General features: G+C 61.8%; 14 protein-coding genes and 3 pseudogenes. All 17 read right to left on the reverse strand.

Annotation, left to right across the window (positions count from 1 at the left end; translation table 11 throughout):
* The coding region (locus N5D20_RS21935) for a hypothetical protein (protein ID WP_279915013.1) at positions 1 to 1,257 on the reverse strand (1,257 nt) is incomplete at its 3' end.
* A gap of 97 nt (positions 1,258 to 1,354) precedes the next feature.
* Positions 1,355 to 2,359 carry an XVIPCD domain-containing protein gene (locus tag N5D20_RS21940; RefSeq protein ID WP_197578474.1) on the reverse strand — a complete coding sequence of 335 codons (1,005 nt, stop codon included), beginning with the start codon at positions 2,357 to 2,359 and terminating at the stop codon, positions 1,355 to 1,357.
* Positions 2,360 to 2,416: 57 nt separating this feature from the next.
* Positions 2,417 to 2,953, reverse strand: coding sequence for a hypothetical protein (locus N5D20_RS21945; protein ID WP_197578475.1), 537 nt, complete (start codon positions 2,951 to 2,953; stop codon positions 2,417 to 2,419).
* Positions 2,954 to 3,937: 984 nt separating this feature from the next.
* Positions 3,938 to 4,680: pseudogene (locus N5D20_RS21950) on the reverse strand (type IV secretion system protein); the annotation flags it as partial.
* A gap of 224 nt (positions 4,681 to 4,904) precedes the next feature.
* Positions 4,905 to 5,420 (reverse strand): DUF4189 domain-containing protein, encoded by a 516-nt coding sequence (locus N5D20_RS21955; protein ID WP_197578476.1) that lies wholly within the window; start codon positions 5,418 to 5,420, stop codon positions 4,905 to 4,907.
* A gap of 167 nt (positions 5,421 to 5,587) precedes the next feature.
* Positions 5,588 to 5,766 (reverse strand): annotated as a pseudogene (locus N5D20_RS21960) (type VI secretion protein); the annotation flags it as partial.
* A gap of 248 nt (positions 5,767 to 6,014) precedes the next feature.
* A complete protein-coding gene (locus N5D20_RS21965; protein ID WP_312390786.1) occupies positions 6,015 to 6,527 on the reverse strand; it encodes a DUF4189 domain-containing protein in 513 nt (170 codons plus the stop codon).
* Between the two features lie 58 nt (positions 6,528 to 6,585).
* A complete protein-coding gene (locus N5D20_RS21970) occupies positions 6,586 to 7,740 on the reverse strand; it encodes a type IV secretion system protein (RefSeq protein WP_197578477.1) in 1,155 nt (384 codons plus the stop codon).
* 79 nt (positions 7,741 to 7,819) lie between these two features.
* Entirely contained in the window at positions 7,820 to 8,617 is a 798-nt protein-coding gene (locus N5D20_RS21975) for a hypothetical protein (RefSeq protein WP_054172017.1), read from the reverse strand.
* Between the two features lie 59 nt (positions 8,618 to 8,676).
* On the reverse strand, positions 8,677 to 11,115 hold the full coding sequence (locus N5D20_RS21980; RefSeq protein WP_049436631.1) for a VirB4 family type IV secretion/conjugal transfer ATPase: 2,439 nt from the start codon (positions 11,113 to 11,115) through the stop codon (positions 8,677 to 8,679).
* Positions 11,116 to 11,196: 81 nt separating this feature from the next.
* Positions 11,197 to 11,505 carry a VirB3 family type IV secretion system protein gene (locus N5D20_RS21985; RefSeq protein ID WP_100049996.1) on the reverse strand — a complete coding sequence of 103 codons (309 nt, stop codon included), beginning with the start codon at positions 11,503 to 11,505 and terminating at the stop codon, positions 11,197 to 11,199.
* Positions 11,498 to 11,908: a TrbC/VirB2 family protein gene (locus tag N5D20_RS21990; protein WP_049436633.1), complete on the reverse strand. Its 411-nt coding sequence runs from the start codon at positions 11,906 to 11,908 to the stop codon at positions 11,498 to 11,500. The genes N5D20_RS21985 and N5D20_RS21990 overlap by 8 nt, the downstream gene beginning before the upstream one ends.
* 580 nt (positions 11,909 to 12,488) lie before the next feature.
* Positions 12,489 to 12,953: pseudogene (locus tag N5D20_RS24745) on the reverse strand (lytic transglycosylase domain-containing protein); the annotation flags it as partial.
* A gap of 15 nt (positions 12,954 to 12,968) precedes the next feature.
* Positions 12,969 to 14,012, reverse strand: a complete 1,044-nt coding sequence (gene virB11 / locus N5D20_RS22000; RefSeq protein ID WP_049398229.1) for a P-type DNA transfer ATPase VirB11 — start codon at positions 14,010 to 14,012, stop codon at positions 12,969 to 12,971.
* A 14-nt stretch (positions 14,013 to 14,026) separates the two neighbouring features.
* Positions 14,027 to 15,292 carry a TrbI/VirB10 family protein gene (locus tag N5D20_RS22005; protein ID WP_197578479.1) on the reverse strand — a complete coding sequence of 422 codons (1,266 nt, stop codon included), beginning with the start codon at positions 15,290 to 15,292 and terminating at the stop codon, positions 14,027 to 14,029.
* Positions 15,289 to 16,068, reverse strand: coding sequence for a TrbG/VirB9 family P-type conjugative transfer protein (locus tag N5D20_RS22010; protein WP_019338166.1), 780 nt, complete (start codon positions 16,066 to 16,068; stop codon positions 15,289 to 15,291). The genes N5D20_RS22005 and N5D20_RS22010 overlap by 4 nt, the downstream gene beginning before the upstream one ends.
* A complete protein-coding gene (locus N5D20_RS22015) occupies positions 16,065 to 17,120 on the reverse strand; it encodes a type IV secretion system protein (protein ID WP_197578480.1) in 1,056 nt (351 codons plus the stop codon). Before N5D20_RS22015 ends, N5D20_RS22010 begins: the two co-directional genes overlap by 4 nt.
* Positions 17,121 to 17,152 lie beyond the last annotated feature (32 nt).

Genomic DNA, 17,152 nt, shown 5'->3' on the forward strand with positions numbered 1-17,152 from the left:
GGCCGCGACCGGCGCGGACGCACTGGCGGTCACGAACAGATCCGGCCCGGAATCCGGGAAGCCGCCACAGGCCCGATCCCCCGGCGCCACCGGATCACACGGCCACTGGCTGCGCGGGACCTTGTCGCGCAGCTCGAAGCGATCACCGGTCCAGACCACGAAGGCCAGGTGCTCGCGGTTCCAGTCACTGTAGGCACGCGGACCACCCTTCTGCGCCGACTCCGGGTACTGCACGAACCAGCGCATGGCCGGGCCGTACTGCAACTTGCTGTGGTCCAGGCTGATCCGACCCTCGCGCGACAGCTGGCGCGCACGGTCGGCTTCCGTGACCGGGGGCATGGCCGGCATGGCATCGGCGGTCACATCCCTCGGCGCCGCGTCCCCGCGGACCTGGTACACACGCTGGGCCACATAGGCCTCGCGGCAATCACCCGCTGGCACGCGGACCGGTTCCGCGCCGTACTCATCACGATTGGCGACCTGATCGCTGCAGGTGAACGGTGCCGACACCAGGTAGAACGTGCTGCCGGCGTCGCGCCCTTCCAGCGAACGCACCCAGATGTCGCCCATCCGCACGATGAAGTCCGGGCGCTGGCCGTAGCCCGGCACCGCCTTGAACCAAACCTTCTGTTGCACCTCACGCTCGCGCCAGCTGCGCGGCAGGTGGATGTCCTGCTGGGGCAGCGCGACCAGCAGCGCGGCCAGATGCGCCGGCATCGTGCCCTGGCACGCGCCGATCAGCAGCTCGCCCTGGGTCGCCAGCCGCCCGGCCAGATCCACCGGGCAGCGGGCGCCAAGCGCGCGCTCGGTGGCCTGCTCGGGCTGCAACGGCACGATGGCCAAGGCGGGTGGCGCGGGAGCTACCGCCGGGACGGCTGGCTCGACGACGGCAGGCGGCGCAGCGACAGGCGCCACCGTTGCGGGTGCAACGGGCACAGGCGTCGGGCCTGCGGCCGGCGCCGGCTGCGCGTCCACCACAGGTGTCGCAGGAGGTGTCACGGCAGCCGGCACTTCGGGAGCCGGTGCCGCGGCAACAGCTTCGGCCGCCGTGGGTGCTGCAACGTGCGCCGTCCCTGCAGGCGCGTCAAAGGCCGCCTCGGCAGCGCGGGGCGTCTCCACGAGGGGTGCTGCGGCCTCCTGAGCCTGTGCCGACGCTGCGGCGAGTCCAAGTGACAGCAGCCAGAGTGACGGCAGGCGGCGCACGGATGCACTGCAGTGGGCGGCGGCGTGCCGGGCATTCGGGGGAACGATTCGCATGTGGTGTCCTTACGAGTGGGTTTCCATGTCGGCGCCACAGGACGCCACGCGTCGTACGTAAAGCGCCCGCGGGCACCCTGCCCGCCGGCATCAGGTGCTACAGGGATCGAGAACGCTGCTCCTGCTCGCGCGCGAGCGTGGCCGCCGGGTCCTGCTGGGCGACGCTGGCAGCCAACTGCTGGCTGCTCTGCGCCAGTGGCTGCTGCGCCGCCTGTTCGCGATCGACCGATGCGCGCAGCATGGCCGGATCGCCCAGCCCACCCTGTACCGCAAACAGCGTGCGACCGTCATTGCCGGCCAGGAGATGATCGATGCGCGACAGGCCGGCTTTATGCGCCCCCAGCGCCAATGCGCCAGCGGTATTGTCGAGCTCTTGTATGCTGCGCAGTCCACTCTGTGCTCCCATCTGCTGCAGGCGTCGGCGTGCATCCTCGAACAACGGGTTGCCGGGCTCACCAGTCTGCGACATGTCTCGGGCAACACTCTGCGCCGGCGCACCGACCTCACCCCGCTCCAGCCGCGCCATCACGTCCGGCGTCAGCTTCTGCTGCCAGACCTCGAAGCGTTGCCGGCGCGCCTCGATGCCATTGAGGGCGCCATTGAGCGCATGCGTTGCTTCGCGCACATCCTCGCGCGCGGCTTCCGGCACACGTGTCTGCCACTGCCACACCGCAATACGGCCTGCGTGCTCGGGCTGCGCGGCCAGTTCCGGCTGATTCACCAGGTCCAGATCCAGCGCCTTGCCGGCACGCTCGTAATTCTCCTTGCCGACCAACGGCAGATAGCCGCGGCCGTGGTACTTCAGCGCATCACCAGGCGCGTCATTGCCCATGCGTCCGCCGTACATCAGCTCAGCCAGGTTTTCCGGGCGGCCATGCAGCGCTTCCTGGCGGGCGCTCTCCAGCGCAGCGTTGCCATTGCGCCACGCAGCTTCCACCGGGATCTGCGAGATTCCCCGGGTGAAGTTGAAACTCTCATTGAGCCGGCTCAAGCCGCGCGACTCGTGCCCTGCCTGGGCCATGAAATTGGCCAGTTCAAGCGGGGAGTCGATGCCGGCTTTGGTCGCCTGCCGCAACAGTTGCGACTCTCTATCGGTCGACACAGTGCAACTCCTGAATCTTCATCAGCGCGGATTCCCTTCCGCCGGTTGGAGCTTGGCTCATGGAAGCGACACCTCGGCGACACTGGACGGGTCGAAGTCCTCGAACCGCACCCTGCCCAGCTCCGCCGCCGAGTAATCCCGGATGTGGGTCGCTTCGGTCTCGATATCCACGACCTTGCGTCTCACCCCGTCCACCCAGCAGGCCTTGTCCGCGGGCGCATACCGGAACCGGTAAGTGCTGCTCCAGCGCTCGCGGCTACCGCCGTTGGTGATCACGCTGAAGGTGCCCTCCTCGACCATTGCATACGCAAAAGGGTCGCCGGCCAGGCCACCTCGGGTAGAACACGGCACCAGCTTGTCGTTGCGCGCGGCCAGCTGCCAGCGCCCGCGTCCGTCACCGCGCAGCAACAGCAGCACCCGGTTTGGTCCGTGCTGGCCGGGCACCAGCCCTTCCGGTGTCGGCTGGTCGATGACCAGCAGCTGATACTCTATGCCATCGCCGTTGAGCTCACCCCTGACCGCTTCCAGCAGGTTCGCACCGGACGGAACGAACGCCAGGGCATTGTCCATGTGTACGCCACTCCCCTTCTGCATCCCCTGCGACTCCTTGAATCCTGACTTGCCAGTACCCGTGCGTCGATCAGGAGCCCGTGCACTGGGCTGCGGACCCCGGCGTCCGCCATGGCGGATCATAGCCCCGGCCCTACGGCGTCTGAGATCGTCGCAATCGTTACCCGCATCGTGGGTCGTCAGAGTCCTCATGGACGGAAAAGCTCCTGCACTCGATGGCACCGATGCGCCGGAATTTTGACGCGCACGCAGCTTACTTCGAAGAGGCAGCACTCGTCGAAGGGCGCTTGGGATGAAAAGCGCACTTGATCACATAAAACCGCGATCTTCGAAAGCGGTTACCTACTTGGTGACCGAGTCGACGATCATGCTCTCAGGTAGCGCCAGCCATCAGGCTGACTTACCCCGATAGATTCACTCAGAACTCGCGAAAAACCGGATTCGAGCACTCCGAGTAGGCAATGATGCAACTGCCTCCTCCAACATCCTTGCAACTGCGAAGTGCGCGAGCCTTAACGGTGTCCATATCCACTGCGGTATTCACCGAGCCCCGACCTTTTCCTGACGATGGCGCGGAAAATGCCACGCATTGGTTGTAGTAGCTAACAGTGGTCCTACAATCCCTCGAACCCTCGGCCGCGCACTTTCTAATTGCTTCCGATTCGGCAAGCTCCTTGCTGCGCTTGTTTGCCGAGGTTCCAACCAAATTCGATGTCGGAGATTCTGCGACCGCTCCCCAGGTCGTAAGCCACTCTCCGGTCGGCATCGGTGGCGCGTCTACGGGAGCGGCGGCTGAGCCGCTAGATGCGCCGGGTATCGGCGCACACCCTTGCACTCCCTGTCCCCCGATCGGATAGAACCCGGGAGGACAACTCCCACCTTCAGCCAAGACGGCAAACGGAACGAGAGCCAGTGCAGCACAAGCCAGAAATCCGCAACTAATTCGCATTGAAAACTCCGCAATTACTGTCAGACATTCGTCGTTGAAGCATTACCACGTTGTCCAGTCTACACAGGCGCATCAACGGCACTGCCAAACCTGGGCATCGAGCTCTGAGCGGGCGCTTCGAATGCGTGATTTTTACTTGGAGCACTGGGCTTGTAGGATGAGCCTCCCGTAGATCCGGGCGGTTGGCCCTGTGGTCCTGGTTGCGCGGCCGGCGAGCCACCAATCTGCGAATATGCCATGTAGCTACCCAAGTTGCCCTGGAAGAACATAGCCGCTATTGGGGCGCAGTCAGAATCAGGGGCGTCAGGATCAATCCCATGCGGCCCTGCTGCATCGCCTGACTGGACATGCCGTCGCTGGATGCGCCCATCAGCGGGAACTTGTTCACCAGCGCCGTCACCCAGAACGACGCAGACAAGCGGATCACCATGTCCAGCGCAATCAAGACCATGGCCGCCAGCACCGCCATCGAGAACATGGTTCCGATGCCATAGAACAACCATCGTTGGAACAACTGCTTGGTCTGGTCGAACAGAAGGCAAAGAATGAACAACGGCCCGAATCCGATGAACAGCGCCATTGCTACTTCGTAGAGCAGAAGCATTGAACCCGCAGTCACCGCTGGACCACCAGTGCCGAGGCCAATGAACCACATGGCCCGGGTCTTGTCTTCCTGCAATCCAGGGTCATTCGGAATCTTGATGCCATCAATGCTGGACAGCGCCACCTGCATCCAAGCCAGACTCTTGTCGATCTGCTCTTCCGGTGCCTGGTCTTTTCCGGTAACGACATGGGTGATGAGACATCAGAAAAAACACGCCTCGGCACTCAATCCCGGGCCGATGCTAGATCCAGCATCTGATCTGCTGTCATTCAGCTCCCGCCACCACGCACTCGAGCTACGGACGCATGCTGTTCGCCTCTACACCAGCCGCCCGAGTCAGCGCGCAACCATGGGGCACCTAACCATTTCGATCTGGCTGACATTCAATCTAGCCGGACGACCACAGACTCGCTATAGGACTTCTAGAATTTCTCGAAGATCGGCTCAGAGCAAGCAGAATAGACGGGAGCGCAATCGCGCCCTCCTTTCGAAGCACAGAGCCGGGAAGCAAACTCCTCAGCACTCTCAATCGTCGCGCCGGTACCAAACTGCGTGGTTCCATCTGTGCCCGAGCTGGCGACAACAGCGGCCACGCATTGATTCTTGTAAGTAATGGTGATCTTACATCCCACTCCACCGGATTCAGCACATCTCCTCTGCGCCTCTTCAACAGCCTCCGCCTTTCGGACACGCCCAGTTGAGGAGCCAGAGGCGCCCGAGGGCGCCAACGATATTGCGCCCCACGTCTTGATCCATTTACCCGTCGCTCTAGGCCCACTGGTAGTCGTGCCCGCGCCTCCAGGAATCGGGGCGCAACCACCGACGCCCTGCCCTCCGATCGGATACTTCCCAGGAGGACACCGCCCCTCAGCCTGAGCCTCAAGAGCCGATGTGGCGAACATGAACACCAACGGCGCTAGCAAATGGATCACTCTCATCAGGCAACTCTCCTTACACAGACAACACGCATCTCCGCGAACTAAATAGGTGCCTTGGCAAATCGGCCTGTACCCGACTGCGTATCGGCAACATGTGGAGATCCAGTCGATCGACTCATCTGCCCTACTCCGCTTGCTCCATGCCCGGAGCTCCCCTTCTCTGGCGTCGCCGGCGAGTAATAGCTACCCGGCGGCTGCCCACTCGGCCCCGGTGCCTGAGCCACCGGGCTGCCACCTATCTGCGAATATGCCATGAAGCTACCCAAGGTCCCCTGGAAGAACATCGCCGCCATTGGGGGCGCAGTCAGATCAGCGTCGTAAGAATCAGGCCCATGCCACCCTGCTGTGCCGCGCAGCGTCACCCGCAGTCCTAGTCTCCAGAGTGTCCTCATCGACGAGAAAGGCACCCGCGTTTAAGGGCGCGATACGTCAGCATTTTTGACGCGCACGCAGCCCAATTCTTCGGGCACGGGACCGAACTCCCGAGTTTAGCTTCGAGAGTTCACCTCATGATGGCCCCAGCCACTCAGATCCATCTACCAAAGTGCGATAGGCGTTGGACGTCGGATGTTTCAACGCAGCTTCATAGAGCAATCAGAACTCTTGGAAGATCGGCTCACTGCAATCCGTGTACTTGATCGTGCACTGCCCACCGCCGTGAGCAGCACAGTACTTCAGAACCTCAGTGGAAGCGGCCTCTTTCGTTGGGCCGCCGGCCATTGAAATCAATCCATTAGAACCCGGATCTGGATCCGCGTAAGCGACGCACTGATTCTTATACGTTATCCCTACAGAGCAATCTTTCGCACCATATGTCGCACAGCGGGACTGAGCCTCAGCGACGGCCTCCGCCTTTGATCTCTTTCCAACCGAAGCTCCCACATCACCGGTCACAACAGAACGGGATATGGCTCCCCAGGTCTTGATCCACTTCCCTATCGCACGCGGCCCGGAACTCCCCTCACCCTGAGAGGCTGGAATCGGGGCACAGCCTCCCGCACCCTGCCCGCCAATCGGATACTGACCTGGCGGGCAGCGCCCCTCCCCATATGCAACTAGTGGGGCAAGCAACAGGAGAATCAGCAATAGAAAATTATTCATTCTCATAAGAAACCACTCGACAGCAGATCAAGAATTTGCGCCAACTTGCGGGCGACGCATCAAGTTAACGATTCACCCCGCGAAGGCCTGTGTCGTGAATCGTTGGCGCTGAGTTCTGCGGCAAAGTCATGCGAGCTGTCCCGGAAGCCGCATCCTGACCCGCCGTCGGAGCCTCAGTACTGCTAGAAGGCTTCGGAGGAGCGTAATAGCTACCCGGCGGCTGCCCGCTCGGACCAGGCGCCTGAGCGACCGGGCTGCCACCTATCTGCGAATATGCCATGAAGCTACCCAAGGTTCCCTGGAAGAACATCGCCGCCATTGGGGGCGCAGTCAGAATCAGGGTCGTCAGGATCAATCCCATGCCGCCCTGCTGCATCGCCTGACTGGTCATGCCGTCGCTGGACGCGCCCATCAGCGGGAACTTGTTCACAAGCGCTGTCACCCAGAACGAGGCGGACACGCGAATTACCATGTCCAGTGCGATCGACACCATGGCCGCCAGCACCGCCATCGAGAACATGGTTCCAATGCCGTAGAACAACCATCGCTGGAACAACTGCTTGGTCTGGTCGAAGAGGAGACAAAGAATGAACAAGGGCCCGAACCCAATGAACAACGCCATCGCAACTTCGTAAAGCAACAGCATTGAACCCGCAGTCACGGCTGGGCCACCCGTACCGAGACCGATGAACCACATGGCTCGTGTCTTCTCTTCCTGCAGCCCCGGATCCCCGAGGACCTTGATGCCATCAATGCTGGACAGCGCCACCTGCATCCAAGCCAGGCTCTTGTCGATCTGCTGCTCCGGCTTCTGATCCTTGCCGGTAACGACGTGGGTGATGAGTCCCTTTACATCCTCGGTCAGGAACTCATGAAGATCACGTCCAAACATGCCCATGCTCGTTGCCACAGCAACAATCAGAGCAGCGCGAGCCATGTTCGTCACAAGGATCATCATCGAGTCACGACTGCGCCCAGTGACGATGCGATAGCCTTGGATCAACACCCACAAGGTCATGAGGGTCAGGGCAATACCGCCAACCCACGCCATCATGTTGTCCATCAGGTCGAAACCAAACTTGCCGATCTTGTCCCGCAGGTAGTCCAGGATCAGTTTGAAGAACACGAAATCGCCGACCGACTGGACACGCACCGCGTGCTCCATCAAATCCTGGAAACCGCCCGAAAAATCAAAGTTGGCAATCGACCTGATCGTCATACCCACATTCCCTTGGTAATACCGCTATCGCATGAAGCACCACGCGGATTCGTGGTCCCCAGGTGCCCCATTCCACGCATCAGTCGATGGACAACGCCGTCTTCAGCGCTACCGTCTTGACCAGATCGCTAGCCAGGTTCTTCATCGGATCCCCCTTCAACGCTGCCTGCGCCACGACCTTCTGGTTTGCTTCCATCACCGAGATGTACGCGTCATATGCCTTGATACGCGCCTCAAAATTCTGAACCGACGCATTCATTTCATTGGCGGTCCGCAACGAGTCGTTTGCTACCGCCTCCATATCACCAAGGCGACTGCTACCAAACCGGATCTGGGCGATCGAATCCAGGCTCTTCATGATCGATGGGCCGGTCTTCTGCATGAAATCAACCGCATCGTTGTACTTGCGATTCTGCATCATGCGAATATTCACGCAGATCTGTGTCTGCTGATCCTTCCAGTCACCGTCAGGCTTGAACACGATCGACGTCATCAGGTCCTTGAGCTGGGCCCCGGTTCCGCAGGTCTCGGCGATCAGGTATTTCGGAGGCACGGGCGTCAACGGCGTAGCTGCGGGCAGGCCGAAATCATTGACGATGCCCTGGACCCTCACGAGCATCTCGTTGTATTCCTTGATCGTCTGATTCCAGTCACGCAGCCACTGGGTATTCTCCTTCACGAACTGTGCCTTTTCCTGCACTTTGGACTGAAGAGTGTTGAACTGGTTCCAGATGTGCTGCCAAAGCGCAGGACCCGTTTCCTGCACCGGGCCGATGGCACCCGCATTGGTCGCTGAAAGGGCCAAGGCAACGCCGAGCACCTTGGCCATCGGCTTGAGTACCTTGCGGGCGCTGGCCCGACGCTTGACGTTGTTCATGGGGAAACTCCTGTTGTTCTGATTGACGTCCACTTGCCTGTCTCCTGCTCGCACGGCCATCACGCCGCGTCGGAACGGGGTTCCTTCCCCGATCCCTTCCGGTTCCTGTAGAAATCTTCCAGCCACTGCTCCGGGCTGAGCTCGTCGACAGTGACGCGATTGCGTACCGCTGCCGTCTGCAACACCCGATGCATGACATCAATGTTGTCGGTCGAGGCCGAGATCACCGACAGGATGTCGTCCATGCCACGAAGGTTGAGCTGGCAGACGCTGGACGCATGGCCCTGCTTGACCAGGAAGCAGCGCGAGCGCTCGTCCAGGGCGGTCACCACCCTGAACTCGGCCTCGGTCAATTTCAGGCCATCCATGTAGTCGCTCTTGCTGGCATTCGGGTTCGGCAGCAGGATGAGCGTTGCGGTCTGCTCGATCAGGGCGGCGGAGATATCGCTCTTCAGCGCATCTTCCGGGCTCTGCGTCGCGAAGATGCCGAGACCATTCTGCTTACGGATGGTCTTCTGCTTGTTCTTCGCGAATTCCTTCAGGCCACCCTCGCCGTCGAGGATCTTCCAGAACTCGTCCATGACGTAGATCAGCGGACGACCGTCGATCAGCGATTCCAGGCGGTGCAGCAGGTAATTGATCACCGGCACGCGCACTTCAGGATTGTCGATGATGTCGGTGTAGTCGAAGCCGATGATGTTGGCCTTGCTCAGGTCAACGGTATCCACGGGATTGTCGAACACCCAGCCCAACGAATTGCCCGATGTCCAACGGCGCATGCGCGCGTAGAGGCCATCGTCGCCCATGTTGGGCAGGCTCTTCTGGAAGTTGGTCATGCTGCGCAGGTGCATCGGCGTATCGAGCATGCTTTCCACCGCGCGGTAGATATCCTCTTCTTCGCGGGCGCTGTATTCACGCTTGCCGGCCAGCACCTTGATCAGGTCGGCAAGGAACTGCACATTGGCTTCGTTGTTCTCGCACTGGAACGGGTTGAAGCCGGTCGGCGCGCCGTTCTCCAGGGCCAGGTAGTTGCCACCGCAGGCACGCACGAAGATCTCCGCGCCGCGGTCCTTGTCGAAGAAGAAGATGGTTGGCGACGGCTCGTACTTCTGCACCTGGCTGAGCAGGAAGTTGATCAGCGCGGTCTTACCGGTACCGGACTTGCCGATCACCATGGTGTTGGCGATCGCCTTCTCACCCAGCGAGTTCTCCGACGGGTGGGTCGCGTGGAAATTGAAGTAGTACGGCTGGCCGTTGGTGGTCTGCAGCGTGGTGACGCAGTCGCCCCACGGATTGTTGTGCTGCTTGCCGGTGGCGAAGTTGTGCAGTGGCGACAGGCCCAGGAAATTCAACGAGCTGACATTGGCCAGTCGGGTGCGGTAGCGCCAGTTACCCGGCAGCTGCGAGTAGAAGGACGAGGTAACCGCCAGGTCTTCCTTGGTCGACACGAAACCGGCATTGGAGAGCTCGGCGCGGGTCGAGGCGACGTTCTGCGAGAGCTTGGCCTGGGTGTCGCCGTAGACCGCCATGATGAAGTGGTATTCACCCAGCACGAAGTTACCCGACGACAGCTGATCCATGGCCTGATCGAGCTCGACGATCTGGCTGACCGCCTTGTCGCCGGACGAGATCATCATGCCCTTGGTGCGATCGAGCACCTTCAGTGCATCCTGGCGCCCCATCGGGCTGAACGAATGGGTGATGACGTACTCGTAATCCAGGTACTTCAGGCCGTTGAGGATGCCGGGGTAGGTTCCCTCGGCATACTCCTTGATATTCAGGATGGCGCCGAAATGATTGGCACCATTCGGGGTGTTGATTGCGAAGTCACCGGTCTTGGCCGAGAACATGTGGCGGCTGACAGGCAGGTAATCCTTGATCGGTGCCGACAGCACCGGCACCGGCTCGTCGATGCGATTGATCAGGTAGCCGAACAGCTCCAGCGTTTCAGAGAACACCACCCCGTTCTTGGCTTCGTACATGCCCAGGCGATACGGCGCGTAATCGCGGATCACGGCCTCGACGTTGCCGGCCAGCTCCATCAGCTTCTCGATCGCCTGCTCCTGCTCGGCGCGCAGCTTGTCCACGTTCGCCGATTTTTCGACGAAGCGCTTACCCGTCACCACCGGGCGGTAGATCATGGTCAGGTACAGCTCGTTCTGCATGATGCGCTGCGAGGACAGCATGCCCATGTACTGATCTGACACATCCTGGTTGAAGCGCTGCTTGTAGTTGCTCTTGCCCTTCAGCGTGCGGCGGCGACGGATGTCATGCACCCAGAAGGCGACGTTGACAAAATCAGGCGCGCGCAGCGTCTGCAGCAGGCGGTTGAACGTGTTGTGGCGATGCTCGAGCTCCCACTCCTCACGGCCGACGAACGGCAGCCCTTCCAGATGCCAGGTCAGCAGGTAGTCGCCGCCCGTGGTCTTGACCACGTTCGGGGCAACATGCGACGACAACGGAATGAACTCACTGATGGAGGTGTCAGGGCTGAACATACGACTGCTTCCAAAGAGGTACTGCCAAGGAGTTTCAAGAGACCTGGCGGGCGCGGACGCCCGCCAGGCCGGATCCGGACCTCAATCCATTCGGGCCGGCTTGTCGCGGTAATGGTTGGGGTTGAACACCCACATGCCATCGTGTTCCTGCACGTTGCGCACCTTCAGCTTGAACATCAGGCGCAGGCCCAGTAGCCGGAAGATCATTTCGTCACGCTTGGCCATGTGCCGCATGATGAAGACCGCCACCGGAATGGTGAGCAGGAACCAGAAGTTCGTGTACATGCTGAGCAGCAACAACCCACCTGCCACCATGAAAAATGGCAGGTAGGGGACGCCCAGGAACATCGCTGGACGCGTGCAGCCGCGGAACACGACGTTCTTATGCACTGTAGTACTGGATCACGTGGTTGATCAGGTAGGAGGTGCTGGTGCCACCACCGCACTTGCCGTCGCTGCCATCACCCAGCAGCATGCGCGCGATCTGGCCGGCGGCGCCGATCAGCACGCCACCGATCAGGATCGGGGCGACGTCAGCGATGCGCTTGTGCGCGAAGGCGATCTGATAACCGGCGAAGATCACCGCGATGGTGACCACGGCAATCGAGGCGATGTTCAGCAGGCCGTTGATGTTGTTGAAGAAGCCGCAGACCTTCTTGTCGGTGCCGCCGAAGTCGGTAGCACCGTTGGCGAAGACCTGCGGGGCGAACAGTGCGCCAACGAAGAGCGTGGCCATCAGCAGGGTTTTCAGCGTGCGCTGGGCCTGGACGAGGTCGAGATTGGATCGCTTCATGGATTGATTTCCTTGTTGATGGACTAACACAACTGAATCGGCCAGCCGGGGGACTGGCCGTACCACGACTTCGTCAGAACACGAAGGCCGCATCCCCTGCGGGAATCTGCTGCACCGGAGCGGCCTGCGCCGGTGCGTTGTATGAATTGCCATTGCCGGCCACCGGCAGATTCCGCTCGCTCCAGGGTCGCAACATCACCGGCCCCTCATTGCTTGCGCCGGCAGCACCCGGCAACTGCTGCGGCATGGCCATCGCCTGTGCGCCGCCCTGCTGAGGCAGCTGCTGCGGCATGCCAGGGGCCTGTTGCTGCGGATAGGCGGCGCCTTGGATCTGCTGTGCCTGCGGTTGCATCATCCGGTCCACCGAACCCAGCACCACCTTCGACAGCGCCTGGTCGGCGATGTTCAGCAGGCTGCCCCGCGCCATCGCACCGGTAGATGGGTACACGACATAGGCACGCGCCGGGTCTTCGGAGGGCACGTACACCGGACCACTCGACTGCGCAACGATGCGCGCCTGCGCCGGAGACGCCAGCTGCGGATGATGCTCGACCTTGACGCTGCGGCGTTCGCCACGGCTGACCACGTCGATCGGCACAGCCCCATTGCTGGCAAGCTGCTGCCCGCGGCGCATCGAGTCATAGACCTTCTGCACGTAGCCGTGACGGAAACCGGTCTCGAAATTGCCCGAGTAGTAGCAGCTGAACGACTTGCCCCAGTCACCACCGGAGCGCTTGTAGCACTCGGCCAGGATACGCGAGCCCGCCTGCAGGTTCGGGCACTGCTGGAAGGCCTTCTCGTAGGAATCCAGGCCGTACTTGCCGAGGTTGTAGCGGTTGACCTGGGCCAGCCCGATGGAAAAGTTGTAGCCCTTCTCTTCCAGCATGCGCACCGTCGCCAGCGCTTCGTCCAATGCCTTGGGCTGGCGCACAAGCGCTCCGCCGACCACGCCGATGGCGTAGGGATTGCGCGACGATTCCACGTTGATGACATGTTGCATCACGTCCATCGATACGGCCATCTCCGGGCACGCCATCATTTCCAGTCCTGGCAGCATCCTTCAGCCCTCCTGCCCCTGGGCACGCCCAGGATTGAAGTCGATGCCGGTGATGTAGCGCGAACCGGCATGCGCCTTGATATGCACAACGATGTCGATGGTCATCATCAACAGTCGCTTGATCACGTTGAATTCCAGGCCCGAACCTTCGGTGGAGGCCTTCACCATGAGGGCCAACTGGTCCCAGGTCTGCTCCGGACTGCCCGCATGGCAGCTGGTGATCGAACCCGGGTGGCCCGATGCGCAGTTGCGGATGAAGTAGAACGCCTCGTCACCGCGCAGCTCGGCAAGGATGATGCGTTCGGGCTTCATGCGCAGGCAGGCTTCCATGCAGCTCTTTGCGCTGACGTTGCTGGTGCTCTGCCCACCCTTGGAGTACAGCAGGTGCACCACATTGGGTTGGGTCAGAAACAGCTCGCGTGCGTCCTCGATCGTGACCAGGCGTTCGTTGTCGGGGATATGATTGACCAGCGCTTTCATGAATGTGGTCTTGCCGCTACCCGTCGCACCGGATACCACGATGTTCTTGCGGTACATCACCGCGCGCCGGAAGAACTCGGCGTACTCGCGCTGCTGGCGCAGTTCCAGCAACTCTCGATCCTGCTCGCTGATGCTGCCATCGCTTTCCAGGATCTGATTGAAGAAGCCGTCTTCGTGATACTGGCTGAGCGACTTGGTGTGCTTGGACGGCAAACGGATGGTGATCGACACCTTCCCAGCGTCACACGCCGGCGGAATCACGAACTGCGCACGCTGGCCGGTGGGGAACGTGAGCGACACGACCGGATCGGCATCGGTGATGCGCTGGCCGGTGTTGCTCTCGTTCACCACAGCCGTGCAGAACTGCCGGGCCCGCTCGAAGGTCAGGCCCGGCACATCCACCCGCTGCCACCCCGCCCGGGTTTCCAGGTACAGCTCACCGGGACGGTTGATGCAGATTTCCGTCACTTCCGGGGAAGTCATGTACTCGGCGATGCCCAGCACTTCGTACTGATAGCGCAGGAAATCGCTGGAGACGAGGGCGAGGGGTGACACTTCAGCGTCCATGATCGTTCGTTGGGTTACCGGCGGGGGTGCAGCACGCTCGTGAAGTCGACGTCCTTGGCGACGTACACATTCACGATGGTGCCTTGGTTGATGGTCACGGTCGGCGGGCGACGCTGGCTGAGCGACTCGTTGGCCAAGCGCTCCATGGTGCGCGCCGTGGCGCTCTCATAAGGCGACTGGATGGTCATGCCGTTGTTGGCCACCGTGGTGGTTTCCGGGCCATGTTCGGCGGCGGCGTACTTGAACGCGTCGGCCAACAGGCTGATCATCAGCGCCGAGGCGATACGGCTACCCCAGTGAGCGCTGTACTGGCCCGGATGGCCTGCGCCACCCAACTGATCAACGCCCGGGCTGGACATCGCCACGTCGATGCCATTCGGAGTGGTGATGCGGTCCCAGATCACTTCCACCCGCTTGCCGGTGGGACCACCGCCGTAGGCACCATAGATCTTGGAGCCCTTCGGCAGCAGCAGATTACGGCCGTTGATCGAGTACACCGGCTCTGTCACCAGGCACGAGGTGTAGCCCGCGATGTCGGTGATGATGCGGGTTTCCAGCACACAGCGCAGATAGGTGCCACGCACCAGCAGCGCATCGGGGCTGCGGATGTAGCTGGCATTGGACACGTCATCCACGTCGGGGCCACGGCGCACGCGCGCGGGCGCTGCATTCTGCTGGCCGCCCATCATCTGGGCCTGCAGGCGCAGCGTGCGGGTCAACTCGTCTTCCTGCCCTCCCTGCCCTTCGCTGCCAGTGCCGTCGCCGGCGCCAACGAAACCATTCCCCGATGCCCCCATCCGGCGCTCAGCGAGCGTCGGACCGCGCGGTGCTTCACGCTCGCTCATGTTGAACGCAGGTTCCGCACGGGTCGGCTCCGAAGGCGGCGGCAACATCGGAATCGGGTCAACCGGCTGCATCGCCTGGGCCGGACCCGGATCGGTCTGGACAGAATCCGGCAGCGTTGGCGTGCTCGCGCGCGCGACATCCGGCACCTTCGGCGTATCGTCCTTGTCCTGGCCCTTGCGGAACAACAGGAAGCCCATCGCCACCAGCAGCACCACGATACCGCCCAGGAACAGCAGCGCCTTGCGGTTCAGCCGCTGCTCTTCGGCCGAGCGCAGCTGCGGCGCGGCCGCATCCAGATCCGGCGCAGGCTCGGCCTGGGTGGTGCCGAAGTACGGGTTCGACTGCGCGTCCGGGGCACCTTGTGCACCATAGGGGCTCTGGCTCTCGTCGCGTCCGTTGTTCGGGTCGTTTCCGGGAGTGTTCTGCTGGCTCATTTCTTCACGTTCCTTCGCAGGCCGACGACGAAGTCGCCGTGGCGGATGACCAGGTACGGGTAGGTCCCGTGCACGATCAGCGTATTGCCTTCAACCGTGGTGTTGACCACGAAGTCTTCACCGTATTCCGTTTCACGACCGAACACGGCCGGGAAGATGCCGGTCTTGTACTCCGGCGAGTTCGGTAGCTTCAGGTAGGTGAAGCGGCTGTCGTCGTAGGCGTTGACCGGGATCAGCCAGCCCATCTTCTTCGCCCTGCTGGTCGAATAGGAGTAGTTGAAGTTGTACTGGCGATCCTTGGCCAGCTCAGAGCTCAACAGCGGCTTGGCCTCTTCCTCGACCGCTTCCTGGGCGACGCCGAACACGGTGTCGTTCGGATAGACGAAGGCGATCTTGTACTGCACGCCTGCCCGGCGGGCCTGTTCCAGCTGGCGCCAGTCGGTGGCCACCACTTTCAGTTCGAAGATGTAGGAATGGGTCTCGGTGCGCACCATCATGTTGGTGTCGACGTCGACGTTCTTCGGCTTGAGATAGAACACGTTCTCGCGGCGCGTCAGCTCCCAGCCACTGCTGAAGCCGGTGCTGTAGTCGAGGATCTTCTCGTTCGGGCTCAACTCGATCTGGGTGGTCAGGCCCAGGCCGGTGCGAACCGGATAGATGCGGTCCTTCTCGTACTCGTAGTGGTCCACCGCCTGCGCCATCGCCGCTGCTGAAAACAACAGCGACAACATCGACAGCAGCGCCAGCGCGCTTCCCCTGATATTTCGACTACTCATCGGTTGCTTGCTCCATCAGCAGTTCCGGTGGAATTGTTCTGCGCCGGCCTCATGGCCGGCTGTCCGGGCATGGCTTGCCCCGGCGTTACTTGCCCCTGCACCGGCTGACCCGGCATGGGTTGACCCGGTACGGGCTGGCCCGGCATCGGCTGGCCCGGCACCTGGCCGTTGACCGGAGCCGCAACCGGTTGGCCGGTGGCAGGATCGATCATCGTGGCCGCAGCCGGATTGTTCGGATCGTAGACGCCCTGTGCCTGCTGCGCGGCCTGTGCGGCCTGCTGCGCCTGCGCCTGCATGGCGCCGTCATCCGGCACTGGGACGCCACGGGAATAGTCGTTGTCGACGCGATACTCGGTGACCTGGAAGGCCAGCGGATTGAGGATACGATCCTGCTCGGACAGCGCGAGGTTCTGGTTGTAGCCGAAGCGCATCGTCACCAGCTGATTGTCCAGGTAGGTGGCAACGCCAGTGCGCTTGTCCAGCAGGCTGCGCTGGATGCGCACCGACGCACCGCGGAAGCTGCCGTTCGGTTCGGCGCCCAGCGGCGTGATGCTGAGGATCTTGACCCGGATGGCACGCTCGCGGCCATACATCACGAACGGGTTCTGCGGATTGTTGCCGGCATAGCGGACGCGCATGGACTGCGCCACCGGATCGGTGGACATCACGAACACCAGCTCCCAGTCGCGCAGGCCCATTACCGCCGAGTCGTACGATTCACGTGCCAGCACGTACTGGGCCACGTTGCTGCGATTGATCGCTTCGTTGCTGGTGATCGTCTCGCCCTGGAAGGTGCCACTCAGGCGCGCGACGGTCGCGGTACCCGTGTAGGCATCGGCCATCACCAGGAACGGCACCTTCTCCTTCAGCGGCAGCATGTAGTAGTAGCCGCCCGCCAGTGCGAGCGACATCAGCAACGAGCCTGTGGCGACCCACCACGCGCGCCGCTCGCTGCGACGCGCCATATCGGCCACGGTGATCTCGTAGCTGACCGCCTTGGCGACCGACTGCTCGACCTTGGGACTGTTGCCGGGATCCTTCTTGCGGAACATGGATTCTTCCGTACTGCTGAAACATCAATGGG

This window comes from Stenotrophomonas sp. GD03877 (assembly GCF_029840555.1).
GTDB classification, from domain to species: Bacteria; Pseudomonadota; Gammaproteobacteria; order Xanthomonadales; family Xanthomonadaceae; genus Stenotrophomonas; species Stenotrophomonas geniculata.